We start from the raw sequence: 26,592 nt of genomic DNA, 5'->3' as shown, positions 1-26,592 counted from the left end.
TTCCCGAACGGGAAGTGAGGTCCGCCTCGCGAATGCGTTCGGTGCCGAATCAGCTGATTCAGGCAGCCGGAACGATGTTCACGACCTTGCGGCCACGGTGGGTACCGAACTGGACCGCACCGGCCTGCAGGGCGAACAGCGTGTCGTCGCCGCCACGGCCGACACCGGCGCCGGGGTGGAAGTGGGTGCCGCGCTGACGGACCAGGATCTCACCCGCGTTGACGACCTGACCGCCGAAGCGCTTCACGCCGAGCCGCTGGGCATTGGAGTCGCGACCGTTCCGGGTGGACGATGCGCCCTTCTTGTGTGCCATTTCTCCTCAGTCCCTTACTTCGCAGCCGCGGGAATCGACGTGACCTTGATCGCCGTGTACTGCTGGCGGTGGCCCTGACGACGGCGGTAGCCGGTCTTGTTCTTGTAGCGCAGAATGTCGATCTTCTGGCCCTTGTGGTGGTCCACGACCTCGGCCTGGACCTTGATGCCGGCCAGCACCCACGGGTCGCTGGTCACGGAGTCGCCGTCGACGACGAGCAGGGTCGAGAGCTCGACCGTGTCGCCCACCTTGGCGGTGGAAATCTTGTCAACCTCAACGATGTCGCCGACAGCAACCTTGTGCTGGCGACCACCGCTGCGCACGATGGCGTACACGCGGATCTCTCTTTCGCTCGAAGAAACGGCACCCCCGAAGGCCAGCCGCCCAGGAAACAGGGGCGACCTCTCCCGGCCCGTACTGCGCCCGGGAGGAGAAGGTTTACGGGGATGTGGCGTGTTCAGTGGACACGCCGACGGTCCAGGTTACGGGGCACGGCCGAGGGGGTCAAACCGGGCCCCACGGATGTGCGCCCGGTCACTCGGACCGGGCGCACACCCCGGGTGTCAGCCCTCGTCGGCGGCGGTGGAGACCGTGGTGGTCTTCTTCGCCGTCGCCTTCGCGGCGGCCGTCTTGGCGGTCTTGGCCGCCTTCTTGGCCGTCGTCTTCTTGGCGGCCGTCTTCTTGGCCGCGGTCTTCTTGGTGGCGGCCTTCTTGGCCGTCGCCTTCTTCGCCGCCTTGCGGGCGGTCTTCTTGGCCGTGGCGACCGCCTCGGCGATTTCCTCGCCGGCCTCCGCGGTCTCCTCGGTCGCGGCCGCGGGCACGACCACGACGGCCGTCTCCTCGGACGCGGTCGGCGCGGTGGCCTTGCGCACGGCACGGCGGCGCGGGCGGGCCGGGGCGGCGCTCTCGGCGGGCGCCTCCTCGGCCGGGGCCGCCGGCTGCTCGGCCGGTGCCTCGGCCGCGGGCGCGGTCTCGGCCACCGTCAGGACGGCCGCCTCGGCACCCGCGGGGGAACCGGCCGGGGCCGACACCTTCCGGGTCGCCCGGCGGCGCGTACGGCCCTTCGGCGCGGCCTCCTCGGGAGCCTCGGCCTGCGGGGCCGGGACCACCTGGTCCTCGGCGGCCGCGGGCTCGGCCAGCGCCTCGGCGGCCGGCTCCGGCCGCACCGGGCGCGCCGCCGCCTCGTCGGCGGTGACGTCCTGCGCGGTCGGGGCCTGCACGGCGGCCTCGGGCTCCGCGGCCTCCGGCTGCGGGGCCTCGACCTTCCGGTCCATCGCCCGCTCGGCCTTCTCCGCCTTCGGCGCACCGGCCGGAGCGGACGCCCGGCGGCTCGCACGGCGGCGCGAACGGCCACGGCCGGCCGCCGCCTCCGCCTCGGCGACGCTGCTGTACAGCTCCTCGTCGGGCGCGAATTCGGGCGCGGGCAGGGCCACGGGCTCGGCGAGCTCGGCGGCCACCTCGACGGCGGTCTCCGTCTCCGGCTCGACGGCCTCGCCGGTCTCCACGGCCACCGCGGCCGTCTCGTGCACGTGCTCCTGCCCGTCGCCGCCACGGCCGCGCTTCTTGCGCTTGCCGCCGCCACCGCCACCACCGCCGGAGGCCGGCTGCTCCATGTGCACGATGACACCGCGGCCGTTGCAGTGGACGCAGGTCTCGGAGAAGGACTCCAGCAGGCCCTGTCCGACCCGCTTGCGGGTCATCTGGACCAGGCCCAGCGACGTCACCTCGGCCACCTGGTGCTTGGTCCGGTCCCGGCCCAGGCACTCGAGCAGGCGGCGCAGCACCAGGTCGCGGTTGGACTCCAGGACCATGTCGATGAAGTCGATCACGATGATGCCGCCGAGGTCGCGCAGCCGCAGCTGGCGCACGATCTCCTCGGCCGCCTCCAGATTGTTCCTGGTGACCGTCTCCTCCAGGTTGCCGCCCTGGCCGGTGAACTTGCCGGTGTTGACGTCGACGACGACCATCGCCTCGGTCCGGTCGATCACCAGCGAACCGCCGCTGGGCAGCCAGACCTTGCGGTCCAGCGCCTTGGCGAGCTGCTCGTCGATCCGGTAGGTGGCGAAGACGTCGACCTCGGAGGTCCACTTCGACAGGCGGTCGGCCAGGTCCGGCGCGACGTGCGAGACGTACCCGTGGATGGTCGACCAGGCTTCGTCACCGCTGACGACGACCTTGGTGAAGTCCTCGTTGAAGATGTCGCGGACGACCCGGACGGTCATGTCCGGCTCGCCGTACAGCAGCGTCGGCGCGTTGCCGTTCTTGGACTTCTTCTGGATGTCCTCCCACTGCGACTGGAGCCGCTCGACGTCGCGGCGCAGCTCCTCCTCGCTCGCGCCCTCGGCGGCGGTGCGCACGATGACGCCGGCGTCCTCGGGGACGATCTTCTTGAGGATGGTCTTCAGCCGGGCCCGCTCGGTGTCGGGCAGCTTGCGGCTGATGCCGGTCATGGAGCCCTCGGGGACGTACACGAGGTAGCGGCCCGGCAGGGAGACCTGGCTGGTCAGGCGCGCGCCCTTGTGGCCGATCGGGTCCTTCGTCACCTGGACGAGGACCGACTGGCCCGACTTCAGGGCGGCCTCGATACGGCGCGGGCCGTTGGCCATGCCCAGCGCCTCGAAGTTGACCTCACCGGCGTACAGCACGGCGTTGCGGCCCTTGCCGATGTCGATGAAGGCGGCCTCCATCGAGGGCAGGACGTTCTGCACCTTGCCGAGGTACACGTTGCCGACGTAGGAGGTCGACTGCTCCTTGTTGACGTAGTGCTCGACGAGGACGTTGTCCTCCAGGACGCCGATCTGGGTGCGGTCGCCGTGCTGGCGGACCACCATCACGCGCTCGACGGCCTCACGGCGGGCCAGGAACTCGGCCTCGGTGATGATCGGGACGCGGCGGCGGCCCTGCTCGCGGCCTTCCCGGCGGCGCTGCTTCTTGGCCTCCAGACGGGTGGAGCCCTTGATTGACTGCACCTCGTCGGACGGCTCGCTGGGCTTGCGCGGCTCGCGGACCTTGACGACCGTGCGCTCGGGGTCGTCGGCGGACGTCTCGGAGTCCGGGCCGCTGTCCCCTGCGCGACGGCGACGGCGGCGCCGGCGGCGGCTGGAGCTGGAGCCGCCGGACTCGTCGCCACGAGCGTCCTCGGCGTCCTCCTCCTCCTGCTCGGCGGTGTCCTCGGCGTCCTGCTCGGCCTGCTCGGCGGCCAGTTCGTCGCCCTCGCCGTCCGGGCCCTCGCCGTCACCGGCGTCACCGCGGCGACGGCGGCGTCCGCCACGGCGGCGGCGGCGGCGCGAACCGGACTCCTCGTAGCCCTCGGCCTCGTCGCCGTCCTCGGACTCCTCGCCGTCGGCGAGGCCCTCGGCGGACTCGCCGGTGGGCTCCTCGGCCTCCTCGGTCTCCTCGTCCTCGGCGGCGGTCTCGACGGCCTGCGTCTCCTCGGCCCGGTCGGCGCCCCGGCGGCGACGGCGACGGCGCGAACCGGCGTCGGCGCGCTCCTCCGCGTGCTCCTCGGGCTGCTCCTCCACGGCCTCGACGGCCTCCGCGGCGGCCTCGGCGGCGGCTCGCTCCGGGGTCTGGAACTTGGGCTCGGCGAACACCGGCGCCTGGAAGACGGCGACGGAGGGGCGGGCCGGGCGGCGCCGGCCCTCGCCCTCGGCGGCCTCGGCGGCGGGCTGCGCCGGCTCGGAGAAGCCGAAGGTGGGACGCACGGCCCGGCGCCGGGCGCGGCGCGGGGCGGCCTCCTCGACGGGGGCGGTCTCGGCCGGGGCCTCGGCCGCGGCGGGAGCGGCGGTCTCGGTGGCAGGGGCGTCGGCGGGCGCGGACGCCTGGCGGGTGGCCCGGCGCCGGGTGCGGCGCGGAGCGGCCTCCTCGACGGCGGGCGCGGCCTCCTCGGCGACGGCCGGAGCGGTCTCCTCCGCCTGCTCGGCGGCCGGGGTCTCCTCCACGGGCGCGGTCTCGGCGGCCTCCGGCGCGCCGGCGGGCGCGGCCGCACGGCGGGTGGCACGGCGGCGCGGACGCGCGGCGGGAGCGGCCTCCTCGGCGACGGCGGCCGTCTCGGCGGCGCCGGTCTCCTGCGGGGCCTCGGTCTGCTGGACCGTCTCGGCCGCGACGGCCTCGGGGGCCCCGGCGGGCGCGGCCGCACGGCGGGTGGCACGGCGGCGCGGACGCGCGGCGGGAGCGGCCTCGGCGGGGGGCTCCTGGGCGGGAGCCGCCTCGTCCGCGGGAGCGGCCGTCTCCTCGGCGGAAGCGGCGCCACCGGTGGGCGTCGCCACGGTGCGGGTGGCACGGCGGCGGGTGCGGCGCGGGGCGGCCTCCTCGCCGACGACGACCTCGCCGCCCTCGGCGACTGCGGCGGGCGTCTCCGCCTCGGCGGCGGCCGGTACGACGGTCTCGGCGCCCTCGGCGGCCGTCGGGGCCCCGCCGGGCGCGGACGCGCGGCGGGTGGCACGGCGGCGCGGACGCGCGGCGGGAGCGGTCTCCTCGGGTGCCTCTTCGGTCCCGGTGGTCGCCGCTGTCTCCGCTGCCTCTTCGGCCGCCTCGGTCTCGACGACCTCGGTGACCTCGTCGGCGTCGGCGGCCGGTATGGCCGGCACGGTGACCTCGGCGGGCGCCTCGGCCGCGACGGGCGGACCCGCCGGGCGGGAGGCGGCACGGCGACGCCTGCGCGGCGGCAGGGTGTCGCTGGGAGTGTTCAGTTCGGAACCCTCGTTGGGTTCGGTCGGCTCGAGCATGCGGGCGTTTCTCCCGTCAGGCCCCCGGGCGCCGCGCCTGGCCCGGCGCCGGTCTCTGGAGACCGGCCGCCGTTGACGTCCGCGGCCCGCGCGATGCGCGATGGCCGCCGTCCGGGGCGCGGGCGCCGCACGGGAGCACTCTGTGTCCTGTCTCGCCGGTTCCGTACGCCTTGTCGGTACGGCCTGGCGAAAGTCTTCTGGTGGGGTGCGCTGCCCGACCCAGATGGCTCCCGAGTACGAGGGCGGCGCTACGACGTCCGTCCCTACGCGGGACCTTCCGGCGTCGGCGCCGTCGCGGCGGCAGCAGATGCGGCCGTCATGGCCCCGGCTGCCTCGCGGTCGGGCGCGAGCGGGTCGGTCACCGTGCCGGTCTCTTCATCGAACAGCCCCTGCGCCAGCCTGGTCACCGCTGCGGGGACCGGCGGCGCCAGGTCGGCCACGGCGCGGAGACCGGACAGGACGTCGTCGGGTCGTACGGCAGGCGTCACGTGCCGAACAACCAGCCGCAGTATCGCACAGGGCCGGTCGGTCGGCCTATCAGCCGGTGAACCGTGCGTTTCCAGGCTCACCACGGCCGGGCGGGCGTCGAAGGTGCGGACGCCGTTCTTGGTCATCCGCTGCACCTCGACGGTGTCGGCCCCGGTGAAGGCCTCGACCGCGCGTTCGGCGTCGGCCGGGTCGACGCCGTCCAGCCGCAGCTCCCATACGGAGGCCGTCAGCCGGTCGGCGAGACCCGAGGTCCGCGCCTCCACCGCGTCGACGACGTCGAGCCCGGGGGGCAGCGACTCGTCGAGAAGGACGCGCAGCTTCTCCGGATCGCGCGTCGCGGTGAGCGCGATCTCCAGGTACTCCGCCTCACTGCCCGTGCCGGTGGGTGCGGCATTGGCGTACGACACCTTCGGATGCGGCGTGAAACCGGCCGAGTACGCCATGGGCACCTCGGCGCGGCGCAGCGCACGCTCGAAGGCGCGCTGGAAGTCTCGGTGGCTGGTGAACCTCAGGCGGCCGCGCTTGGTGTAGCGCAGTCGGATGCGCTGCACCGCGGGTGCGGGCGGCGGGCCTTCGGGCTGTCGCTTGCCCAGTGTCCTAGTCCTTCGTGAGAGCGGTCGTACTGCTACCAAGAGTACGTGTCCCGGGGCCCGGAGGTTCCCGCCGGTCCACGGCGACCGGCGGCGGGGGCTCGCCGAAGAGCATCCGCCGGAAGTCGGCGCGGGCCTGCCGCACGGTGGCGCGGGCAGTGGTCAGCGCCTCGCGGGTGACCCGGCCGACCGCGCGCAGGCCGGCCGCGGCGGGCCGCAGGACGGCGTCCCGGACGACGTGCCCGAGCGGGGTGAGGACGGTCCGGTACACCCAGCGCAGGGGCTCGACGAGGATCCACCGGAAGAGGGTCGCCAGGGCTCGTCCGACGGCCAGCGAAATTCGTCCCGCGATCCGCCAGGCGTGCCCGAGGGCGTCCCCCACCTCCCGCGCGACGAGGGCGAGGAACCGGCCGGCGGGTGCCAGGACCCAGCGCCACAGGGCGAGCGCGGGCAGGACGAGCAGGACGCGGACGGTCCAGTACAGGGCCAGCCCGATCCCGGTGGCCAGCAGCCCCAGCAGCCGGCCGAGTCCGCGCACGCACCAGGCGACGGCGTGCCCCACGGGGGTGAGGATCCAGGTGTACAGCCAGTGGGCGAGCAGGGCGATCAGGTGGCGTGCCAGCCAGGCGAGGGCCGTGTACAACCCGAGGCCGATGGCGGCGAGGACGGCGCCGATGCCCTTCAGCAGCCGGGCGAGCGCGTGCCCGAGCGGGGCGAGCACCCGCGCGTACAGCCAGCAGAGCCCGGCGAGCACCCCGCGCGCCAGCCGGACGACGACGTGGCCTACGGGGGTGAGCACCCGGCGGTACAGCCACACCGCCGGGACGACGAGGAGGACGGTGGCGAGCAGAGCGAGGGCCTTGCCGACCGGGACGACGACGTGGCGCCACAGACCCACCAGCGGCCACACGAGCAGAGCCTTGCCGGCCCACAGCAGGGCCCGGCCGAGCGGTCGGAGCACGGTGTCACGCAGAAACCTTCCGGCGACGACGAGCGCGTCCCACGCCATGCGCACCGGCACGACGAGCACGAGCACGACGATCCGCACCGGGATCCGGATGGCGACGACGAGGCACCCCTCGGGCTGCCGGGGCGCGGGCAGCGGTTTCTGCGGTTCCATACCCGCAAGGACGCGCGGGCGGCCGGTCCGGGTTCGGCTCCCGGATTGCGATGCCGTCACGTCTCACGGCGGGCCGTTCTGCCTTGTCCTGCCGGATGGTTCAGCCCCGGCCGTCGCCCACGTCGGCGCGCATCGCCGCGCGCAGAGCGGCCAGCGCGTCGATGTACCCGCCGCGGACGTCCCGCGGCCCGGCGGGGCGGGGGTGGCCGTCCGGTGTTCCGGAGTCGCCGGCGGTGGCGCCGGCCGCGACCAGGGCGTTGCGTGCCGCCCGCAGCGCCCGGTACGCCGTGTCGGCCGCGCCGGTGACCGGCGGCGGGGCGACCAGCCCGATCTCGTAGTGCAGGGCGAGCAGGGAGTGCCCGCGCCAGGCGGCCCGGAGGTCGGCCTCCGCCACTGGTGCCCGCTCGCGGACGGCGAGCAGTTGCAGGTCGCTGTCGGTGCTGGTGAGGGCTTCGAGATAGCGGGCGTACAGCTGGCGCCTGAGCTGGTGCGACTGGTTCCCCCGGTCGCGCCTGGCGCGCACGCTCTCGCTCAGCAGGGTCGATCCGACTCCCACCAGGGCGCCGATCAGCGTGCTGACGGGCGTAGTCCAGTCCATGGGGCGCAACCGTATGCCGACGGCGCCCGCCGGCACCACGGGCTCCCGCCGGACGGCAGTTGCCCCTAGAGGCCGTCCTCCGGCGAGAGGTCCTGCTCGGTCCAGATCGTCTTGCCGGTGGGGGTGTAGCGCGTGCCCCACTGGTGGGTCATCTGGGCGATGATGAACAGGCCCCGGCCGCCCTCGTCGTCGCTCGCGGCGTGCCGCAGGTTGGGCGTGGTGTGGCCGGTGTCGGAGACCTCGCAGATCAGCGTCCGGTCGCGGATCAGGCGCACCTGGACCGGACCGCCGACATAACGGATGGCGTTGGTGACCAGTTCGCTGATGATGAGCTCGCTGGCGAACGCCAGGTCCTCCAAGCCCCAGTCGCCCAGCTGCTTGCCGACGGCGGTGCGGATGCTGCCGACCGCGGCCGGGTCCGGAGGCAGTTCCCACTGGGTGAACCTGTTCCGGTCGAGCAGACGGGTGCGGACCACCAGCAGCGTCGCGTCCTCGTCCACCGGCCCGGGCAGCAGGGTGGTGACCACCCGGTCGCACAGCTCCTCCAGGGGGGTCCGGTCGGTGCCCGCGAGGATGCGAGACAGCTGTGCCAGCCCGGCGCCCCAGGTGTCGGCCGCCTGGAGGAGGCCGCCCGTGAGGAGGGCGACCGTGCTGCCCGGCGCCAGCTGGATCTCCGTGGTCCGGTACGGCGGGCCGCCGATGCCCAGCGGCGGTCCGGTGGGCAGGTCGGGGAGGTCGACGACTCCCGTGTGCGGTGCGACGACGGCCAGCACCGGCTCGCCCGCCCGGGCCAGGCTGCACCTGCCGGTGAGGGGGTCGTACACCGCGTACAGGCAGCTCACGCCCAGCGCCTCGTCGGCGGGTGTCCGCGGGCGGCCCGGGTCGCGGGCCGCCGCGCTCTCCCGCGCGGTCTGCTCCAGCAGGTCGGCCAGGCGGGACAGCAGCTCGTCCGGGCTGAGGTCGAGCCGGGCCAGCACCTGGACGCCGGTGCGCATGCGTCCCATGGTGGCCGCGGCCCGCAGGCCATGGCCGAGCACGTCCCCGACGACCAGGCCGACCCGGGTCCCCGACAGGGGGATGACGTCGTACCAGTCGCCGCCCACGCCGGACCCGCTGTCGGCGGGCAGGTAGCGGCTCGCCGAGTCGACGGCGACGTGCGGGGGCAGCCGGCGCGGGAGCAGGTTCCGCTGGAGCTTGAGGGCCACCGTGTGGCCGCGGGTGACCACCGGCATCAGCAGCAGCCCGATCAGCAGGGCACCCAGGCCCAGCACGGTGACCCCGCCGATCGGCCCGATCAGCGGCACGTCGACGCTGGTCGCGCCGTACTCGGGGTTCGCGTAGACGTCGAAGGCGGCGTACAGGAACAGCAGGACCATGATCAGCCCGCCGAGCGCCGGGAACACGCCCTTGAGGACGAGGTCCCGGAAGCTGCGGGTGAGCAGCCTGCGGAAGTACCAGAGGCAGGCGAAGCCGGTCACTCCGTACTGGAACGCGATGGCGAGTCCGACCGATTCGATCGAGTCGGCCACGATGTTCCGGCTGAACGAGGACAGCAGGACCAGCAGCACGATCGACGCGGCACCCATGCCGAGGGTCCCCCAGGTCGGCGTCAGGTACCGGCGATGGATCCGGGCGAACCGGGCGGGGACGGCCTTGTGGACCGCCATGGAGAAGACGGTCCTGGCCAGGGGCAGGATGGTGGTCTGCGCGGAGGCCAGCGCGGACGTCAGCACCATGAGGAGCAGCACCCGGGAGAGGATCAGCCCCGTGACCTGACTCCCGAACACGGCCTCGCCCAGCCCGGAGAACACGTCGTCCCAGTTCGCCGGGTTGCCGAGCCCGATGCCCGAGCCGCCCACTCCGGCGAACGCCTGCGCCGAGGTGGACACCAGCCCGTACATGATCAGGAGCAGTACGATCGACGTCACCGCGGCGCGCCCCGGGACGTGGGTGCTGTCGACGGTCTCCTCGTTGACCGAGAAGGCGGTGTCCCAGCCCCAGTAGATGAAGACCCCCGCGAGGAGGCCCGAGGTCAGGTCCCTCATCGACGGGACCTCGAAGGGGTTGAACCAGGAGGCGGAGACGTGGATCGCCGTCGGCGGGGGGTCGGTGTACACCCGGACCAGCGCGGCGGCGCCGAACAGGACCAGGATCAGCACTTCCGCGCAGAGCAGCCAGCGCTGGACGGTCGCCGAGAACTCGATGCCGACGTAGCAGACCGCGGTCATCACGGCGATCCAGACGATGCCGGCCACCGTGACCCAGAGCCGGCTCTCCCCCATTCCGTCGAGGCCCACCAGGCGGAAGCCGTAGATGCCGGCGATCTCGGCGAGGTTCACCATGACGACGACGTTGGCGACGATGAGGGCCCAGCCGCCCATCCAGCCGGTGCGCGGCCCGAAGGCGCGGGTGCCCCAGGTGAAGGTCGTCCCGCAGTCGGCGTCGCTCGCGTTGAGCTCCCGGAAGGCGCACGCGACCAGCAGCATCGGGACGAAGGCCAGCATGGTGACGATCGGGGTCTGGAGTCCGACCCCCGCCACGATGATGCCCAGGGTGGCGGCGAGGCTGTACGCCGGGCCGGCGGAGGCCAGCCCCATGACGACCGAGGAGAACAGGCCCAGGGCGTCGTTCTTGAGCCCCTTCCGGCCGACCCCGGTGCCGGGAGCGGGGCGGTCGGCGGACACGGCGCTGCCGAAGAGCCTCACACTTGATTCCACGCCGGGCCGCCGCGCCGCGCAACAGCGCGGCAGCCGATGGGCGTTCCCGCTCGCGGGCCGCGTCGACGGTCGCCCGAGGGGCGGCCCCCGCCCTGCCCGGCCGGCGGGGACCGCTTTCTTCATCGGTTACGGGTGGGGCCAGGGAGTCGGCTGCGGCGAGACCGCGGCCCACTGCGACTGCGGGTCGTTGCCCTGTGGATGCTCCTTGTCCTTGGAGTTGGGGCGTTCCCCGAGTCTGAGCGCGAGCGTGACCCGGGAGGCCGGAGCGCCGGTGCACCGTGGGGCAGACACGCTTGTAGATCAGTAAATCGGACCAGCGGGAGTCTTCCGGCCGGAGCAGCCCCGCGCGCGGATCAGCGGGCGGGACCCGCCGCGCCGGCGGAGCCGTCCTCGCAGTGCAGTTCGAACCAGACGCTCTTGCCGGTGGCGGTCCGCTCGGTGCCCCAGGCGCCGGCGAGCACGTCCAGCAGTTCGGTCCCGCGTCCGCCCTCCGCGTCCGGGCCGACGACATTGCGCACGGGGCCCGCGGACTCGGTGTCCTCGACCTCGCACATCAGGCGGGCGTCGCGCAGCCGCAGGTTGAGCCGGAGCGGGCCGCGCGTGTGCCGCAGGGCGTTGGTGACCAGTTCGCTGACGAGGAGTTCGGCGGTGTCGGCCAGGTCGGCCACGGCCCACTCCGCCAGCTGGGCGGTCACCAGGCGCCTGGCGCGACGCACCGAGACCGGCTCCTGGGCCAGGGGCCAGGAGGCGTCCCAGTCGGTGGCACGGCCGCGCGGCGCGTCCAGCGGCCGCAACGGCGAGAGCATGCGGGACCACAGGGCCCACTGCCTGACGGCCCAGGAGTCCGCGGCGGCACGCTTCGGCCGGCCTCCGCGCAGAGCGACGACGGGGCGGCGACCGATGGCCAGAGCGGCCATGGGAATCAGTCCTCTCATACATGGACGGTTTGCCGGTAAGTGCGCCGGGTAAGCACCAGGGTCAGTACACGTAGCGGTCGCTACACGAAAAAAATATACACGTAGCGCTTGCTACAGTAAATACCTGCCCAAAGTTTCTCGTACCGGACAGATCCGGAGCCCCTCCGTTCGCCGACAGGAGCTTTCATGCCTCGCCCGCCCGACCCGGCCAAGCGGCGCGATCTTCTCGACCGGGTCCGCGCGTACGTGCTGCGCAACGGCCTGGCGGACCTTTCCCTGCGACCGCTGGCCAGGGACCTCGGCACCAGCGACCGCATGCTCCTCTACTACTTCGGCACCAAGGAGCGCATGGTCGCCGAGGCGCTCGCCGTCTACGAGCGGCGCCCCCTGCTGCGCACCCGCGAACTCCTGGAGACCACCGGCTCGCCCACCACCCCCGCGGAGCTGCGGCGCTTCATGGAGGAGGTGTGGCAGCAGTTCCGCGACCCCGAGGTGCGGGCCGCGCTCCCCCTCCACCTCGAGATCATGAGCGCCGGTGTCCTGCACCCGGACCGCTACGGGCCGCTCGTGCGCGATGTCGTCGTCGCGTGGACGGACCTGCTGACCTCCTTCTTCCGCGACCTCGGGATGGATCAGGACCGGGCCCGCACCCAGGCCACCCTCCTGACCGACGCCTGTTTCGGCCTGCTGGCCGCCCCGCTCGCGGACGGCCACTGGGACCGCGCCGACAAGGCCTTCCACGCCCTCCTCGACAGCCTGGAACCCGGGTGGCGGACCGCGGCGTGACCGCCGGGACGGGCCCCGCCGGGAGTCACGGGCGGGCGGCCGGGCGGTGCTGGTGGAGGTATGCGAGCGCGTCCAGCACCCCCGAGCGCCGGTCCCAGGAGCGCCGGGCCGCCACCTCCGCCGGGCGGAGGCTTCCCGCCCGTCCGGACACCCGGCGGGCGTACCCGGATACGCCCGGCCGCAGCGCAGGAAGCGAGGCCAGATGACAAGCCGCCGCCTCGTCGACGACGCCACCGTCCTGCCGGCCGAGTGGCGCGGCGGCCGCCGGCACGAACTCACCCCTGAGCCGGGAGTCGGGCGCTCGGCTCCTCACCGCCAGGCGCGCCCCACGATCGCGCCCAGGTGGATGACCACGCCGACGGCGACCAGCCACGACAGGATGACCATGACGACGCCGATGGGGCCGTACTTCTCCTCGTTCGCCACGACGGCCGCCGAGAAGTAGTGGGCGGAGAAGACCCCCAGGCCGGTCCAGCACACGCTGGTGACCAGCGCCGGAGGGAAGAGGACGCGCCAACGCACCGCCCCGGCGAGCAGGACGTACATGCTGCCCCACCAGAAGGCGACCGCCCACAGGAAGCCGGCCAGGCCGGGCAGGAGCCATCCGCCGAGCACCCTGCCGAGCGCGGCCTGCACGGCGACGTAGACGAACAGGCCGATGAGCCAGGCGAGTCGGGCCACGGTGTCCCGCGTGACGCTCCCGGGAGCGTCGAACAGCATCAGGTACCAGCTCTGGAGGGTGCCGGCCACGGCCATGACGCCGAGCAGCAGCAGGACGGCGCTGGTCGCGGTGAGGGTGTACGAGTTCGTCGTGGGCGCGAACAGGGTCGACACGGCCTCGGCGGCCTGCTGGTCCAGTCCCAGCCAGCCGGCGACCACCTCGGCCGCCTCACGGCCCGACGCCGCCGTGATGATGATCAGGAACGGGAAGAAGCACAGGAGTGCCAGGGCGGCCAGCTGGAAGGAGTGCCCGAAGAAGTCGACCGCGGCGAGGCGCCCCCACAGCCGGCCCGGACCGCTCTCGTCGAACCGGCGGCCCGCCTCCCGCCACCGCCGGTCCGCCTGCCGCCACAGGGCACGCCACGACCGGCTCACTTCCGTACGCTCGGCCCGCCGGTCCACCGCACGAGCCACTTGCCGAGCTCCCACAGGACCAGCAGGACCAGCGGCGGCACCAGGGTCCAGGCGAACTCCGGGAGGTCCAGCCGGGTCGTGCCGAGCAGCCGGCGGAAGGCGTCCAGCTGGGTCACCAGGACGGCGAGGACGAACTCGACGAACATGGCCCAGTTCATCTGCTTGCTGTCGAAACTGGCCGTCGTGAGCACGGTCTCCGTCTCGCTGCGGCACTCCAGCGCGGCCACGACGAGGCACAGCGCGAAAGAGGTGAACGCCATCGACTGGCCCACCGCGACGCTGCCGAAGCGGCCCTCGCCGAGCTTGATCAGGGACAGCAGGGCGATGGTGATCACCAGGCCGGAGAGTCCGACCGTGACCATCACGCTCCTGGTCAGCACGGGCATGCCGCGGGGGCGGGGCCGACGCCGCATCAGGCCCGGGCTCTGCCGGTCGAAGCCGAGCGCGAAGCCGAAGGCCGCGTTGACGAAGAAGTGGATCCACAGCACCTGCGCCGGGGTGAAGGGCTCCCCCGCGGCGATGTTGAACACCGAGGCGCCCAGGAACGTCAGGACGAAGACGACGAGCAGCACCAGCACGAAGCGGATGTACTTGGTGAGGTTGTCGTAGATCTTCCGGCCCTGCTCGACAGCGAAGACGATGGTGGCGAAGTTGTCGTCGGAGAGCACCATGCGCCCGGCGTTCTTGGCGACCTCCGTGCCGGAGCCCATGGCGATCCCGATGTCCGCGGCCTTGATGGCCGGGGCGTCGTTGACGCCGTCGCCGGTCATGGCCACCACATGGCCCCGCTGCTTCAAGGTGTCGGCGAGCAGCACCTTGTGCTCGGGGGCGACCCGGCCGACCACGCCGATGCCGTCGATACGGGCGAGCCGCTCGCTCTCCGGCAGGGCCGCGAAGTCCGCGCCGAGCATGGCCTCGCCCTCGATCCCGAGCTGCCGGGCGATGGCGGCCCCCGTGACGACGTCGTCCCCGGTGACCATCCGGACCCGGATGTGGGCCGCCTGCGCGTCGGCCACCGCCGCCCGCGACTCCCTGCGCGGCGGGTCGACCATTCCCACCAGGCTCGTCATCTGCAGCCCGGTGACGTACCCGAGCAGGTCGCCCTCGGGGTCGAAGTCCGCGGGGTCGAGGTCGCGCCGCGCGGCGGCCATCACCCGCAGGCCCGCGCCGCCCATGCGCTCGATGTGCCCTTGGGCCCGGCGGCGCGCCTCGGCGTCCCACGGCACGGCCGCCCCCTTGGCGAGCGCGGTGGCGGCCCGGGCCGTCACCGCGGGCGCCGCCCCCTTCACGAAGCACCGCACCACGGGCCGGCCGGCCTCGTCCGTGGCCGGGGTGAACGTCGCCATCAGCTTGTACGCGGGGTCGAACGGCAGGGTGGCCAGCCTCGGGAACCGCTCCCTGGTGGCGTCCATGTCCAGTCCGGCCTTGTGGCCCAGCACCAGCAGGGCGCCCTCGGTGGGGTCCCCGACCACCTTGCCGTCCACGAGCCGGGCGTCGTTGGCGATCAGATACGGCAGGATCGCGTCCTCGATGCCGGGCGAGCTGCCCACCGCGTGGTGGACCTTGCCCTCCAGGCCGTACCCGGTGCCGGAGACGGTGTAGCGGTCGCCCGGATCGACGACCTCCACGGCCGTCATCTGGTTCATGGTGAGCGTGCCGGTCTTGTCGGAGTTGATCGCCGAGGTGAACCCCAGCGACTCCACCGACGGCAGGTCCTTCACGATCGCCTCGCGCCGGGCCAGATCGACCCCGCCCAGCGAGAGGATGGTCTGGGTCACCGTGGGCAGGGCCTCCGGGATGGCGGCGATGGCCAGGGAGACCGCACTCACGAACAGGGTGTCCCACGCCTCGCCGCGGCTCCGCCCCAGGACGAACATCACGATCATCGTCGCTCCGGCCGCACCCGTGATCCACAGGGTGAGCCGGTCCAGTTCCCGGGTCAGCGGCGAGGGCTCGCGCGGCGTCGCCGAGAGCATCCCGGATATCCGGCCGAGTTCGGTGTCCGCCCCCGTCCCCGTGACCACCACCGTCCCGCTGCCGTGGGTGACCGGGGTGTTCATGAACGCCATGTTCGTCCGGTCCCCGAGGCCGAGGCCGGTCCCGGCCAGTACGCCGGGCCCCTTGGCGACCGGCACGCTCTCGCCGGTCAGCGCCGACTCGTCGATCTGCAGCGCGTGGGCCTCGACGATGCGGCCGTCGGCCGGCACCTCGTCCCCGGCGGCGATCAGCACGACGTCGCCGACGACGACCTCCTCCGCCGGGATCCGCGACTCCGCACCGTCCCTGCGCACCCGGGCGGTCGCCTTCATCATCGACTTGAGCGCGTTCATGGCGCTCTCCGCCTTGCCCTCCTGGCGCATGCCCACCACGGCGTTGAGGACCGTCAGCACCAGCAGCAGCACCCCGGTGGCCCACTCCGCGATCACCAGCGACACCACGGCCGCGCTCACCAGGACCAGTTGCATGTAGCTGCGGTACTGCGCCAGGTAGCGGCGCCAGCCGGGCAGCGGCTTCTCCTCCGGCAGGGCGTTCGCGCCGTGGGCGCGCAGGAGTTCCGCCGCCCGCGCCGACGACAGCCCCTCGGCCGTGTCCACTGCGAACGCGGCGGCGACGTCCCGCGCCGGAAGTCCGTACCACTCCCGGCCCTGCTCGGCCTTCCCCTCCAGGGCATCCTTCTGCACGGTCATGACACGTCCTTCCGGTCCGCGGCCACCCGCTCGGCACCCCGGCCGCTACCCCTTCCCGCCGGGACGCCCGCTCTTCCTCCTGGCCTTCGTGCCCGGGGCCGCGTACGGGTCGGGCACCGCCCCCTCGGGCGCCTCGGCCTCCAGCTCCTGCCGGACCCCGGCCAGTTCCCGGCGGGTCTGCTCGCTGACGCGCGGGTACTGGGGATCGATGCCCATCAGGGTGTGCACCAGCACCGAGGAGGCGCACAGCCGCGCGAACCACTTGTGGTCGGCCGGAAGGACGTACCAGGGCGCCCATTCGGTGCTGGTGGCCGACAGCATCTGCGAGAAGGCGCGCTGGTAGTCGTCCCAGCGGGCGCGTTCACGGACGTCCGCCGGCGAGAACTTCCAGTTCCGCTCGGGCACGTCGATGCGCTTGAGGAACCGCAGGCGCTGCTCCTCCTTCGACAGGTTCAGGAACAGCTTGACGATCCTGAAGCCGTTGTCGCTGAGGTACCGCTCCCAGTCGTTGATCTCGCGGTAGCGCCGCGCCCACACGTCCGGCCCGCGCGCCGACTCGGGCAGGTTCTGCCGGGTCAGGTTCTCCGGGTGCACCCGGACCACCAGGACCTCTTCGTAGTGGGAGCGGTTGAAGATGCCGATCTCGCCGCGCCGGGGCAGGCGGCAGGCGTAGCGCCACAGGTAGTCGTGATCGAGTTCCTCGGACGAGGGGACCTTGAACGAGGACACGGTCACGCCCTGGGGATTGACCCCGCTCATCACGTGCCGGATCGTCCCGTCCTTGCCGCCGGCGTCCAGCGCCTGGAGGCACACGAGCACCCCGTAGGTGTTCTGGGCGGCCAGCCGCCCCTGGTAGTCGGCGAGCAGCTCGGTGCCCGTCCGCAGCAGCTCGACGCCGTCCTTCTTCTTGTGGACGCCGGCCCGGTAGCCGGGGTCGAAGTCCGTCGTCAGGTCGACGCTCCGGCCGGGCTCGACCCGAAGCGGCTGGATGAACTCCGCCATGCGGGCAGCTCTGTCGTCGGCCATCCGTCGCTCCCCTTCCCACGCGCGGCCCACCGGCCGCACCTCGTGCCCCGTCACCGTGCACCCGCAGAATCGCCCGGCCAGGCGGTGACCGCCTCACCCCCGGGGGGTGGTTCGGGCCCCCCATGGCGCGGGGCGCGAGTGGAGCTGCGAGGCCGGGCGAGGCAGGCTGGGGGGCATGAAGTCGCTCCTGCGCGCGCCGCCCGGCCCGGGAGCAGGCGGCCGGGGCCGGATCCTGTTCACGCTGATGCAGTGCGTGCCCTTCGCGATCGCGCTGGCCGTGCTGGTCATCGAGCTCACACCCGCGCACTTCATCTACACCGGCCCGCTGCTCACCGCCGTGCCGGCGCTGGCGGCCGTGACGCTCGGGCCGAGGGGCACGGCCGCCGCCGCGGCGCTCGCGCTGGCCATCAGTGTGGCCACCGCCGCCTACAACAGCGCCTGGGGCACCTTGCAGGTCTACACCAATTTCCTCGCCCTGGGCCTGGTCACCACGGCCGGCTTCATCACGAGCAGCGCCGTGCAGGCGCGCAGACAGCGGGAGCTCGACCAGGTCCGCCGGATCGCCGTGGCGGCCCAGGACGTCGTACTGCGGCCCGTGCCCGCGCGGCTGGGCCCGGTGGCGGCGGGCAGCCTGTGCCTGGCGGCGGGGACGGGGGCGCGGGTCGGCGGGGATCTGTACGAGGCCGTGGAGACCCCGTTCGGTGTCCGGATGATCGTGGGCGACGTCCGGGGCAAGGGACTGTCCGCGATCCGGGCCGTGGCCGTGGTGCTGGGCGCGTTCCGGGAAGCCGTGCACTACGAGGACGAGCTCGTGGAGGTCATGAACCGCTGCTCGGCCGCGCTGCGCCGGGAAGTCGCCAAGCCGGGCGCGTACGACGAGGAGGTGCTGCTGGAGGGGTTCATCACGGCGCTCGTCGCACAGGTGCCGAACGAGCCCGTGGTGCAGGTGGTCAACCGGGGCCACCCGCCGCCGCTGCTGCTCCACGAGGGCAGGACGACGCCACTGCTGCCGCCCTCGCCGCTGCCGCCGCTCGGTCTCGAGGACCTGGTCGCCGACTTCCCCGACAAGCCCGACTGCTATCCGTTCGCCCCGGGCGACCGGCTGCTGCTGTACACCGACGGCGTCATCGAGGCGCGCGACGGGCAGGGGGAGTTCTTCGCCCTGCCGCGGGCCATGGAAGCGATCGGCGGCGGCACCGCCCCGCAGGCGTTCCTGGAGCAGTTGCACCGAGCGCTGGTCCGGCACACCGAGGGCGGCCTCGCGGACGACGTGGCGATGATCCTCGCCGACCGGCGGGCCGACGGAGAGCGGCCGAACTCCCGTTAGCCGCAGTCGTGTCGGAGACGGCCCGGGTCAGGAGACGGGGTGCGGGTGCCCGAGGTACGGGAACTCCGCCAGCAGGTCGGTGTGCAGGCCGATGTGGTCGTCGGTGACCTTCCCGCCCGAGACCATCGCCGGCCGCGCGGAGGTGACGTCGTCGGTGAGCGTACGGCCGTTGGGACAGGCGGCGGTCTCGGTCCGGTCGTACCGCACCCGGGCAGCATCAGGAAGACACAGCTCTCCGGCCTCGGCACCCGGGCTTCGCGTCCCCTCGGCCGGCGACCGATGAGTTCCGGAGCCCGGCGGGGTCCACCCTGTGCAAGCGAAGCCCGCGCACGAGCTCTGTGAGGAACCATGACCGACCGAGCACTGCCGCCCGTCGTCGACACCGCGACCTGGAACCGCGAGCTGCAGGCACTGCGTGCCCGGGAGAAGGCGGCGACACGGGAACTCGACGCCATCGCCGCCGAGCGCCGCCGCCTGCCGATGGTCGAGATGCCCGACCACCTCCTCGAGGGCGAGCACGGCCCCGTCCGGCTGGCGGACGTCTTCGAGGGCAAGCGGCAGCTGATCGTCTACCACCACATGTGGTTCGCCGGCAAGGAATGGCAGTGCCCCGGCTGCACGGGGTTCACCTCGCAGTTCACCCGCCTGGAGTTCCTGGACAACTACGACGCGCGATTCGTCGTCGTCACGCAGGGCCCGATCAAGGAGGCGCTCGCCTACAAGCAGCGGGTGGGCAACCGGATGACCTGGTACTCGACCGCCGACAGCTCCTTCGGTGCCGATGTCGGCGCGCCGCCCGACGGAGGATTCGCGGTCAACGTGTTCCTCCGGGACGGCGACACGGTCTACCGCACCTGGCACACCGACGGCCGGGGCACCGAGCAGCTCAGCCACACCTTCGCGCTGATCGACCTTCTGCCGTACGGACGCCAGGAGCAGTGGCAGGACTCCCCCGAGGGCTGGCCCCAGTCGCCGACGTACAGCAGGTGGCCGGCCTCCGAGGACATCGCCGCGCGCTACGGGACTCCGTAGGACCGGGGCCCCGCGCTGCGTGCCGGCCGGCCGAACGGGCCCCGCCGGCCCGGCACCGGTCAGGAGACCAGCACGTCGATGCCGTCGCCCAGCAGCTTCAGCCCGAACACGAAGAACAGGACGGCCATGACAGCCGTGTTGTGCCGCGCGGCCCACTCCTTCCAGTTGCCCAGCGTGCCCCTCGCCCGCTCCCGCATGACCAGGTAGACCACGAGGGGGGCCAGCAGCCCCAGGGAGGCGATGACCACGAAGATCGCCAGTGCGGCGATCTGCTGTCCCACGGGCAGCCCGGACGAACTGATGGACGCCGCCGCGGCGATGGTCAGCGGGGCGTTCTTCAGGTTCCCGGCCGACAGCAGGAGGGCGAGGAGGAAGATCTTCACCGGGGTGAAGCGGTCGATCGTGGCCATCCACGCGGGCAACCGCGCCTGCGTGGCGTCGGCAGGGCGGTGACGCCACAGCTTCACGCCGAACAGGGCCAGCGCCAGACCCAGCGCGAGTTTGAGAGCCCCCACCCACACGGCCGGCTGCCCGTCGCTCTCGGCGTCCCCCTGACCGCCGATGGCCAGCATCACCCCGCCCAGCACCGAGAGCCCCACCACCCAGCCCGCGGTGAACACCAGCCCGTTCACGCGTCCGTGGGGCGTCGCCAGCACGATGATGAGGGCGATGATCGGGAGGGGGCTGACGGCGACACCGGCCGCCAGGCCCAGCACATCACCCAGCACTTGTCCCATGCGAACCTCCGGCACATCGAGGAGCCGCGCCGATCGCAGCCGTCGTGGAGGACCGACGACCGGACGTCGTCCCGGCCGCGTGCGCACGCGGCCGGGACGAGAGCCTCCCTCGCCTGGAGTGCAGGCGATATGGGCGAGGGATACGCTTTCTCACAACAAGGTCTGGTTCTCCGGGCTCACGTCTTCCGGGCCTGGGTTCTCCGGGCTCAGGTTCCCTGGGCGGTTCCGCGGACGCCGGTCGCTCGTACGCGGCGATCGATCTCCTCCGCGGAGACCCGGCGAAGGCGGTGCACTCTCTCTCACCGCGGCCGGGTGGCCTTCCGCTTCATCTTCTCACCGAGGCTCGCCGCGCGCCGTGCGCGCCGCGTCGGCTCCAGGGCCCACGACTCGCAGTGCAGGTGGAGGTCGGGATGAGAATTGTCGTTGATCTTTCCCGGTGTCAGGGGTACGCGCAGTGTGCGTTCCTGGCTCCGGACGCGTTCCGGATGCACGGCGAGGAAGCGCTGATGTACGACCCGGCCCCGGACGACGCCCGGCGCGACCAGATCCTGCGCGCCGCGGCGGCCTGTCCGGTCCAGGCCATCCTGGTCGACCGGTTGGACGGGCGGGACGTACCGGCGGAGGCATCGCGATCATGACCAGCGCCGACAACCTCCAGGCGTTCAAGCGCGACGGCCGCATCGTGATCGTCGGGGCGTCGCTGGCGGGGCTCCGCGCCGCGGAGACCCTGCGCGAGGAAGGGTTCACCGGATCACTGACCATGATCGGCGACGAGCTGGGCGAACCCTACGACCGGCCGCCCCTGTCCAAGCAGGTCCTGACCGGCTGGGTGCCGGCCGACGGCACGACCCTGCCCAGGCGCCGGGACATCGACGCGGAATGGCTGCTGGGTGTTCCCGCCAGTGGGCTGGACCTGGCCGGCAACCAGGTGCGGCTCGCCGACGGACGCGAGATCCCCTTCGACCGGGTGCTGATCTCCACCGGGGTGCGGGCCCGGCCCTGGTTCGTGGAGAGCGAGGCGGCCCTGGACGGCGTGTTCGTGCTGCGTACGCGGGAGCACGCCGAGGGCCTGCAACGGGCCATCGCCGCCGGCCCCTCCCGGGTACTGGTCATCGGTGCCGGGTTCACCGGCTCCGAGATCGCCTCCATCTGCCGCGAACGCGACATCGCGGTCACCGTCGCCGAACTGGCGCCGGCCCCGCTGGTCGGCGCGCTGGGTGCCATGATCGGTGAGGTCGCCTCCGACATGCAGCGCGCCCACGGGGTCGACCTGCGCTGCGGGGTCAAGGTCACCCGGCTGGAGGGCGACGCCCAAGGACACTTCCGCCGCGCGCACTTCGACGACGGCAGCACCGTCGACGCCGACGTGGCCGTGGTGGCGCTCGGAGGCATCCGCAACACCGAGTGGCTGCGCGACTCGGGACTGGCGGCCGGGGTCTGGGGCATCGCCTGCGACACGGGCTGCCGGGCCCTCACCCTCGACGGCCTGATCACCGACGACATCTTCGCCGCGGGAGACGTGGCACGCTGCCCGAACCCGGTCTACGAGTACCGGCTCATCTCGCTGGAGCACTGGGCCAACGCCGTGGAGCAGGCGGAGGTAGCGGCGCACAACATGGTCAGCGGCCAGGCCGACCGCTGGCCCCACCTGACCCTCCCGGTGTTCTGGTCGATCCAGTTCGGCGTCAACATCAAGTCCGTCGGCGTACCGACGTTCGCCGACGAGGTGGCCGTCACCCAGGGATCGGTGACCGACCGCCGCTTCGTCGCCGCGTACGGCTACCGGGGCCGGGTCACCGCGGCGGTCTGCTTCAACAACGCGAAGTGGCTCGACCACTACCGGGGGCTGATCGAGACGGCCGCCCCCTTCCCGCCGCCCAACCCCACCCCCGACCAGCCCGCCGACATGAAGCCGGTGCCCGTCGACTTCCCCGGACCCCAACTGCTCGCCCAGGGCGCCACGGTGGTCGTCACCGGTCACGACCCGGGCGAACGACGGGTCACGGCCGCGCAGCAGCACCACCGGTAGGAGGGAAGGCGAGATGACCACGACCGAGATGCCCGACACCCTCCACCGGATCCTCGACTACTCCTCCAGGTCCGACCCGTACCCGCTGTACGCCGAGCTGCGCAGGACACCGGTGGCGCGGCAGGAGGACGGCAGCTACGTCGTCAGCACCTACCGGGAGATCGCGGACCTGCTGCACGATCCCCATCTCAGCTCCGACGTGCGCAACTTGTCGCACCCGATGCCCGGGGCGGCAGATCGCGGCACGCCGTCGTTCATCAACGTCGACCCGCCCGAGCACGACCGCCTGCGCCGGTTGGCGATGCGCCACTTCGGCCCCCCGCACACCCCGGGACTGGTGACCGGACTGGAACCCGACCTGACCGCCACGGTCGGCAGCCTGATCGACGACTTCGCGGGCAAGGAACGGATCGACGTCGTCGACGACTTCGCCTACCCGTTCCCCGTCACCGTGATCTGCCACCTGCTCGGTGTACCGCGCGAGGACGAACCGAAGTTCCGCCTGTGGGTGAACGACCTCATCGACGCGATCGCCTACGACCCGAAGACCGACCCGAAGGAAATACTGGAGAAGGGCACGCAGGCCCGAAAGGACCTGCGCGACTACCTCGGCGGGCTGCTGGAGCAGCGCCACGGCAAGCCGGGTGACGACCTGTTGACGGGGATGGCCAACGACGACGGGCCGGAAGGGCGGATGACCGACGAGGAGATCGTCGCCACCGCCAACCTGCTGCTGATCGCCGGCCACGAGACCACCGTCAACCTCATCACCAACGGCATGCTGACGCTGCTGCGCCACCCGGAGGTGCTCCAGCGGCTGCGCGACGACCCGGACCTGGTCGTACCGCTGGTCGAGGAACTGCTGCGCTACGAGCCGCCCGTGCACATCATTCCCTGGCGGGCGGCGTACAGCGACGTCACCGTCGCCGACACCGTCATCCCCAAGGGTTCGCAGATCATGCTCATGCTCGCCTCGGGCAGCCGCGATCCGAGCCACTTCCACGAGCCCGACCGCTTCGACCCCGACCGGCAGGACAACGAGCACCTGGGGTTCGGCAGCGGCATCCATCTGTGCTTCGGCGGCCCGCTGGCCCGCCGGGAGACCCAGATCGCCCTCACCGAGCTGGTCCGCCGCCTCGACCACCCCCGACTGGTCACCGACCCTCCGCCCTACCGCCGCAGCCCCATCCTCCGCGGCCCGATCCACCTGACCGTGGAACAGGGCACCGGCTGACGCCACCGGGGAAGGTGCCCGAAATGACCGTCGAGCATGCGACCACCGATGAGTTTCCCCGACCGGGCCGGTCTACCAGGACGTACGCCATCGAGCCACCGACTGGAGACCCACCATGACCAACCCCGCACACCCCGGCCGCATGCTGTTCGTGAACATCCCCGTGGCGGACCTCGAGCGCAGCAAGGCGTTCTTCGCCAAGCTCGGGTTCGGCTTCAACCCGATGTTCACCGACGAGACCGCCGCCTGCATGCTGGTCGGCGAGCAGGCCTTCGTCATGCTGCTCAGCCGCGAGAAGTTCGCGGAGCTCTCGAAGCTGCCGATGGCCGATCCCACCACGCACGCGCTGACGCTGTACTGCTTCAGCGTGTCGTCCCGCGAGGAGGTCGACGCGGTCAGCGCCGCCGCGCTCGCGGCGGGCGGGGTGGAGGCGGACGGCGCCGAGGACCACGGCTTCATGTACGCGCGCAGCTTCTTCGACCTCGACGGCCACGGCTGGCAGGTCATGTGGATGGACCCGGCGGCCGTACAGCAGGACCCCGAGGCGTTCACGGCCTCCGAGCAGGACGCCGACACCCCGGCGTGACGCGCAGGCGTCCAGGAGGATGCCGGCCGCGCCGATGGGCGAGGTGGCGAAACGGGGCCCGCAGCCGGCGCCGCAGCCCCCGACTCCTCGCTCACCCGACGCGTTCAGGAGACGGCGGCAGCTTCCACGGTCTCGCGTATCTCCAGGAGAGTGTCGACTCCGGCGAGCGCGCAGAGCCGCTGCATCTGCTGAGTCGGCGCGGCGACACGCAGGGCGGCTCGCTGGTGGGTACGGATCAGCAGATTCAGCAGTGAGGAGTCCGCGAAGACAACACCGGAGGCGTCGAAAACGATCTTCCCGTGCTTCTTGGCCGCGGCGGCCATCACGTCTGCCAGGGGCTCGATCGACTGCAGGTCGTAGGAGCCGTGCGCCACGACGACCCCGGCACCGCGCAACTCGTACTGGCTCACCGCAGCCGTGTCCCGGACGTCCTCGTAGGCCCGTCTCGGCAACGGCTCCCGGTCGTCGCTGCTCGTGAGCCTTGGCGTGACGGCTTCGTCCCAGGACACTCTCGAGCCCCCTCTGTGCACTCCCTCACGGGAACAGGTCAGCGATTACCTGAAAAGTATGTCATGTAATGAAGGTCTGGCAAGGCTGCCCTCTAGAATGCGGAGCATGGTTGGAGTGCCTGAATCTCACACGGGATGGACGTTCATCACCAACCACGCGCGGGTACTGGCAGCCATCGCCGACAACCCGAACGTCCGGATCCGTGACATCGCCGCCCACTGCCGGCTGACCGAACGTGCTGTTCAGCGGATCATCTCTGATCTGGAGCAGGACGGTTACCTCTCCCACACCCGCGACGGACGCGCGAACACCTACCGCATCGAGCCGGACAAGGTGCTGCGCCATCCGGCAGAAGCGGGCCTCCCGGTGGCCTCCTTGCTCTCCCTGCTCGTGCAGGACGAGACCGACCGCGTCATGAAGCCGGTCACCCGGTAGCAGCGTTCGCGGGATCCACCCGCGCGCGGCGATCGGCTCACGGCGTGATCATTCTTCGCTGGACGGACACCGCTCGCACGGTGCGGGCGGGCGCGCCGGCCGGTGATGTCAGGAGTCGGGCGCCCGTCGTGTCGGCCGGCTCGGTCCGGCGTGCGCGTCGGGCCAGCCGAAATCTGTACTGGACGGCCCGGCACGACAAGAGGACCCCGAGGGGGCGGACACCCGCACTCCGCCCACCACCCGGGCAACAGCGCTACCGACAGCTCCCGATCCGGGGCTTCACGCGGATCGGTCGCCGGCGGTGCGGTCCCCGGCGACCGGCTGGAAGTAGTGGTCCAGCGCCCAGTCGGCCACCCGGGTGCCGGCCCGGCGGCCAGCCACGTCCGCCGTACGGGAGTGGACGCCGCCCCACACCCGGGCGTCGACGACGTCCCGGTTGAAGTCGTCGGCGGAGCCGTAGAACCGCGTGGTGCCGGTGACGTCGGAGGGCACGTGGAGGTCGATGCGCGAGGTGCCGAGGACGCCGGTCAGGGCGCGTGCCACGGCAGCGGCGACGGTCGTATGGCCGGCGACGTAGTCCGGGTGGGGTGGTGTGACGAGCAGCGGCTCCCAGGCCGGGTCCGCCGTCGTCGCGGGGTTGCCGTCGGTATCGGCGAGGCGGATGGCGGTGATCGGCCGCCAGGAGCCGTAGTGGAGCTTGGCGTCCCACGCGGTGATGACGGCGTCGGTCGCGGACGCGTTCACCGCGGCGAACAGCCGGGCCGTCTCGGCGATGCCGAGCCGATGCCGGGCGGCATGGTCCCGGACGGCCGTCTGCACCTGTTCCACGAGGTTGCCGCTGAAGAAGAGGGCGGTCTCGGTCTGCTGCGCGTTCCGGCCCGAGCCGGTCTTCGCGCCCATGGCCTTCAGCTCCTGGACATCCGCGGCGTAGGCGGCCGAGGAAAGGGCGGGCGGTCCGCCGGGGCGGAACTGCTGGGGAGAGGCGAGCACGAGCGGGCGGAGCCTGGCGAGCCAGGTGTCGATGAAGGGCTGGAACGCGGGCGGGGTGGGCCGCCAGACCCCCGGTGCCGGGGCAGCGGTGAACGGAACGTCCGCGAACCGGCCGTCCCCCTCGCGGAGTTCGACGATGCGGGCGGCGGCGCGCTTGCCGTAGCCGACGCCCAGGTCCCTGGCCCGGCCGGCCGGAAGAGCGGCGAGCGAGTCCGCGTAGGCCGTGTCGAGCCGCTCCTTGAAGGCGGGGAAGTAGGTGAGCAGCACGTCATGGGCGGCGGTGGCGGCGGCCGCCGCGGAGGACGCCTTGGCCGGACCGCGCTCGCGCCACTGGTACAGGGCGTAGCCGCCTTCGATCCCCACCACGGCGTTGTACACGGCGACCGAGACGAACCCCTCCCAGATCGCCGCCTGGCCGGAGGGGCGTGGGCCGAGGCTGGTCTTGATCGTGTCGGTGGCGACGGCGTTCCACTCACGGACCACGGCGGCCGGGTCCGCCGTGGTCCGGGTTTCCGTGTCGGGGGGACTCGTCGCGGCGGTGAGCGTCACGAGGGCGACGGCCACGACGGCACAGGCGAATGCCCGGACGCGCGAACGCGGAGGGACGG

24 protein-coding genes are annotated in these 26,592 nt (G+C 72.6%); 8 read left to right on the top strand and 16 right to left on the bottom strand.

Annotated features, from left to right (window positions below; translation table 11 throughout):
• Positions 1-58 precede the first annotated feature (58 nt).
• From rpmA to BLW57_RS25610, 9 genes are all read right to left on the bottom strand, one after another.
• Positions 59-313: a 50S ribosomal protein L27 gene (gene rpmA / locus BLW57_RS25645; RefSeq protein ID WP_093477705.1), complete on the bottom strand. Its 255-nt coding sequence runs from the start codon at positions 311-313 to the stop codon at positions 59-61.
• A 14-nt stretch (positions 314-327) separates the two neighbouring features.
• Positions 328-648 carry a 50S ribosomal protein L21 gene (rplU, locus tag BLW57_RS25640; RefSeq protein WP_030653874.1) on the bottom strand — a complete coding sequence of 107 codons (321 nt, stop codon included), beginning with the start codon at positions 646-648 and terminating at the stop codon, positions 328-330.
• A gap of 228 nt (positions 649-876) precedes the next feature.
• Positions 877-5,040, bottom strand: a complete 4,164-nt coding sequence (locus BLW57_RS25635) for a ribonuclease E/G (RefSeq protein WP_176985716.1) — start codon at positions 5,038-5,040, stop codon at positions 877-879.
• A gap of 263 nt (positions 5,041-5,303) precedes the next feature.
• Entirely contained in the window at positions 5,304-6,080 is a 777-nt protein-coding gene (locus tag BLW57_RS25630; protein ID WP_093477703.1) for a TIGR03936 family radical SAM-associated protein, read from the bottom strand.
• A 46-nt stretch (positions 6,081-6,126) separates the two neighbouring features.
• A complete protein-coding gene (locus BLW57_RS25625; protein ID WP_093477702.1) occupies positions 6,127-7,239 on the bottom strand; it encodes a hypothetical protein in 1,113 nt (370 codons plus the stop codon).
• A 100-nt stretch (positions 7,240-7,339) separates the two neighbouring features.
• Positions 7,340-7,837, bottom strand: a complete 498-nt coding sequence (locus BLW57_RS25620) for a hypothetical protein (RefSeq protein ID WP_143051622.1) — start codon at positions 7,835-7,837, stop codon at positions 7,340-7,342.
• Between the two features lie 65 nt (positions 7,838-7,902).
• Positions 7,903-10,542, bottom strand: a complete 2,640-nt coding sequence (locus tag BLW57_RS42510) for a SpoIIE family protein phosphatase (protein ID WP_256339587.1) — start codon at positions 10,540-10,542, stop codon at positions 7,903-7,905.
• Positions 10,543-10,680: 138 nt separating this feature from the next.
• Positions 10,681-10,845, bottom strand: coding sequence for a hypothetical protein (locus BLW57_RS41505; RefSeq protein WP_176985715.1), 165 nt, complete (start codon positions 10,843-10,845; stop codon positions 10,681-10,683).
• A 62-nt stretch (positions 10,846-10,907) separates the two neighbouring features.
• On the bottom strand, positions 10,908-11,471 hold the full coding sequence (locus BLW57_RS25610) for an ATP-binding protein (RefSeq protein WP_371127866.1): 564 nt from the start codon (positions 11,469-11,471) through the stop codon (positions 10,908-10,910).
• Positions 11,472-11,657: 186 nt separating this feature from the next.
• Here BLW57_RS25610 and BLW57_RS25605 point away from each other — a divergent pair, with 186 nt between their 5' ends.
• The gene (locus BLW57_RS25605; protein ID WP_093477699.1) at positions 11,658-12,257 is read left to right on the top strand and encodes a TetR/AcrR family transcriptional regulator; all 600 of its coding nucleotides are present in this window, start codon (positions 11,658-11,660) and stop codon (positions 12,255-12,257) included.
• Between the two features lie 309 nt (positions 12,258-12,566).
• Here BLW57_RS25605 and BLW57_RS25595 read toward each other — a convergent pair whose 3' ends face one another.
• From BLW57_RS25595 to BLW57_RS25585, 3 genes are read right to left on the bottom strand one after another with little or no spacing between them, the layout of a single operon-like run.
• Positions 12,567-13,352 carry a YihY/virulence factor BrkB family protein gene (locus tag BLW57_RS25595; protein WP_093480881.1) on the bottom strand — a complete coding sequence of 262 codons (786 nt, stop codon included), beginning with the start codon at positions 13,350-13,352 and terminating at the stop codon, positions 12,567-12,569.
• Positions 13,349-16,078 carry a cation-translocating P-type ATPase gene (locus tag BLW57_RS25590; RefSeq protein ID WP_093477695.1) on the bottom strand — a complete coding sequence of 910 codons (2,730 nt, stop codon included), beginning with the start codon at positions 16,076-16,078 and terminating at the stop codon, positions 13,349-13,351. The genes BLW57_RS25595 and BLW57_RS25590 overlap by 4 nt, the downstream gene beginning before the upstream one ends.
• 45 nt (positions 16,079-16,123) lie before the next feature.
• Entirely contained in the window at positions 16,124-17,104 is a 981-nt protein-coding gene (locus BLW57_RS25585; protein ID WP_093477694.1) for a polyphosphate kinase 2 family protein, read from the bottom strand.
• A 175-nt stretch (positions 17,105-17,279) separates the two neighbouring features.
• Between BLW57_RS25585 and BLW57_RS25580 the strand changes: the two genes are divergently transcribed.
• The gene (locus BLW57_RS25580) at positions 17,280-18,431 is read left to right on the top strand and encodes a PP2C family protein-serine/threonine phosphatase (RefSeq protein WP_093477693.1); all 1,152 of its coding nucleotides are present in this window, start codon (positions 17,280-17,282) and stop codon (positions 18,429-18,431) included.
• Between the two features lie 27 nt (positions 18,432-18,458).
• Here BLW57_RS25580 and BLW57_RS25575 read toward each other — a convergent pair whose 3' ends face one another.
• A complete protein-coding gene (locus tag BLW57_RS25575) occupies positions 18,459-18,638 on the bottom strand; it encodes a hypothetical protein (protein ID WP_176985714.1) in 180 nt (59 codons plus the stop codon).
• A 141-nt stretch (positions 18,639-18,779) separates the two neighbouring features.
• Between BLW57_RS25575 and BLW57_RS25570 the strand changes: the two genes are divergently transcribed.
• Positions 18,780-19,463: a DUF899 domain-containing protein gene (locus BLW57_RS25570; RefSeq protein WP_093477692.1), complete on the top strand. Its 684-nt coding sequence runs from the start codon at positions 18,780-18,782 to the stop codon at positions 19,461-19,463.
• Positions 19,464-19,522: 59 nt separating this feature from the next.
• On the opposite strand, the gene BLW57_RS25565 is transcribed toward BLW57_RS25570, so the two are convergent.
• The gene (locus BLW57_RS25565; RefSeq protein ID WP_093477691.1) at positions 19,523-20,200 is read right to left on the bottom strand and encodes a GAP family protein; all 678 of its coding nucleotides are present in this window, start codon (positions 20,198-20,200) and stop codon (positions 19,523-19,525) included.
• Positions 20,201-20,610: 410 nt separating this feature from the next.
• Between BLW57_RS25565 and BLW57_RS25560 the strand changes: the two genes are divergently transcribed.
• The 4 genes from BLW57_RS25560 to BLW57_RS25545 all read left to right on the top strand — a co-directional run bounded on the left by BLW57_RS25560 (position 20,611) and on the right by BLW57_RS25545 (position 24,049).
• The gene (locus BLW57_RS25560) at positions 20,611-20,838 is read left to right on the top strand and encodes a ferredoxin (protein WP_093480880.1); all 228 of its coding nucleotides are present in this window, start codon (positions 20,611-20,613) and stop codon (positions 20,836-20,838) included.
• Positions 20,835-22,229, top strand: coding sequence for an NAD(P)/FAD-dependent oxidoreductase (locus BLW57_RS25555; RefSeq protein ID WP_093477690.1), 1,395 nt, complete (start codon positions 20,835-20,837; stop codon positions 22,227-22,229). Before BLW57_RS25560 ends, BLW57_RS25555 begins: the two co-directional genes overlap by 4 nt.
• A 13-nt stretch (positions 22,230-22,242) precedes the next feature.
• Positions 22,243-23,463 carry a cytochrome P450 gene (locus BLW57_RS25550; RefSeq protein WP_093477689.1) on the top strand — a complete coding sequence of 407 codons (1,221 nt, stop codon included), beginning with the start codon at positions 22,243-22,245 and terminating at the stop codon, positions 23,461-23,463.
• A gap of 115 nt (positions 23,464-23,578) precedes the next feature.
• Positions 23,579-24,049: a VOC family protein gene (locus BLW57_RS25545; RefSeq protein WP_176985713.1), complete on the top strand. Its 471-nt coding sequence runs from the start codon at positions 23,579-23,581 to the stop codon at positions 24,047-24,049.
• A gap of 104 nt (positions 24,050-24,153) precedes the next feature.
• Here the strand turns inward: BLW57_RS25545 and BLW57_RS25540 are convergent, their stop codons facing one another.
• Entirely contained in the window at positions 24,154-24,558 is a 405-nt protein-coding gene (locus BLW57_RS25540) for an STAS domain-containing protein (protein ID WP_093477688.1), read from the bottom strand.
• Positions 24,559-24,664: 106 nt separating this feature from the next.
• Between BLW57_RS25540 and BLW57_RS25535 the strand changes: the two genes are divergently transcribed.
• Entirely contained in the window at positions 24,665-24,994 is a 330-nt protein-coding gene (locus BLW57_RS25535) for a helix-turn-helix transcriptional regulator (RefSeq protein WP_093477687.1), read from the top strand.
• 279 nt (positions 24,995-25,273) lie between these two features.
• Here BLW57_RS25535 and BLW57_RS25530 read toward each other — a convergent pair whose 3' ends face one another.
• Positions 25,274-26,548 (bottom strand): vanadium-dependent haloperoxidase, encoded by a 1,275-nt coding sequence (locus BLW57_RS25530; protein WP_176985712.1) that lies wholly within the window; start codon positions 26,546-26,548, stop codon positions 25,274-25,276.
• Between the last annotated feature and the right edge of the window lie 44 nt (positions 26,549-26,592).

Origin of the sequence: Streptomyces sp. 1222.5 (genome assembly GCF_900105245.1) — a bacterium.
GTDB classification, from domain to species: domain Bacteria; phylum Actinomycetota; class Actinomycetes; order Streptomycetales; family Streptomycetaceae; genus Streptomyces; species Streptomyces albidocamelliae.
This window is presented reverse-complemented; position numbering and strand designations above follow the sequence as displayed.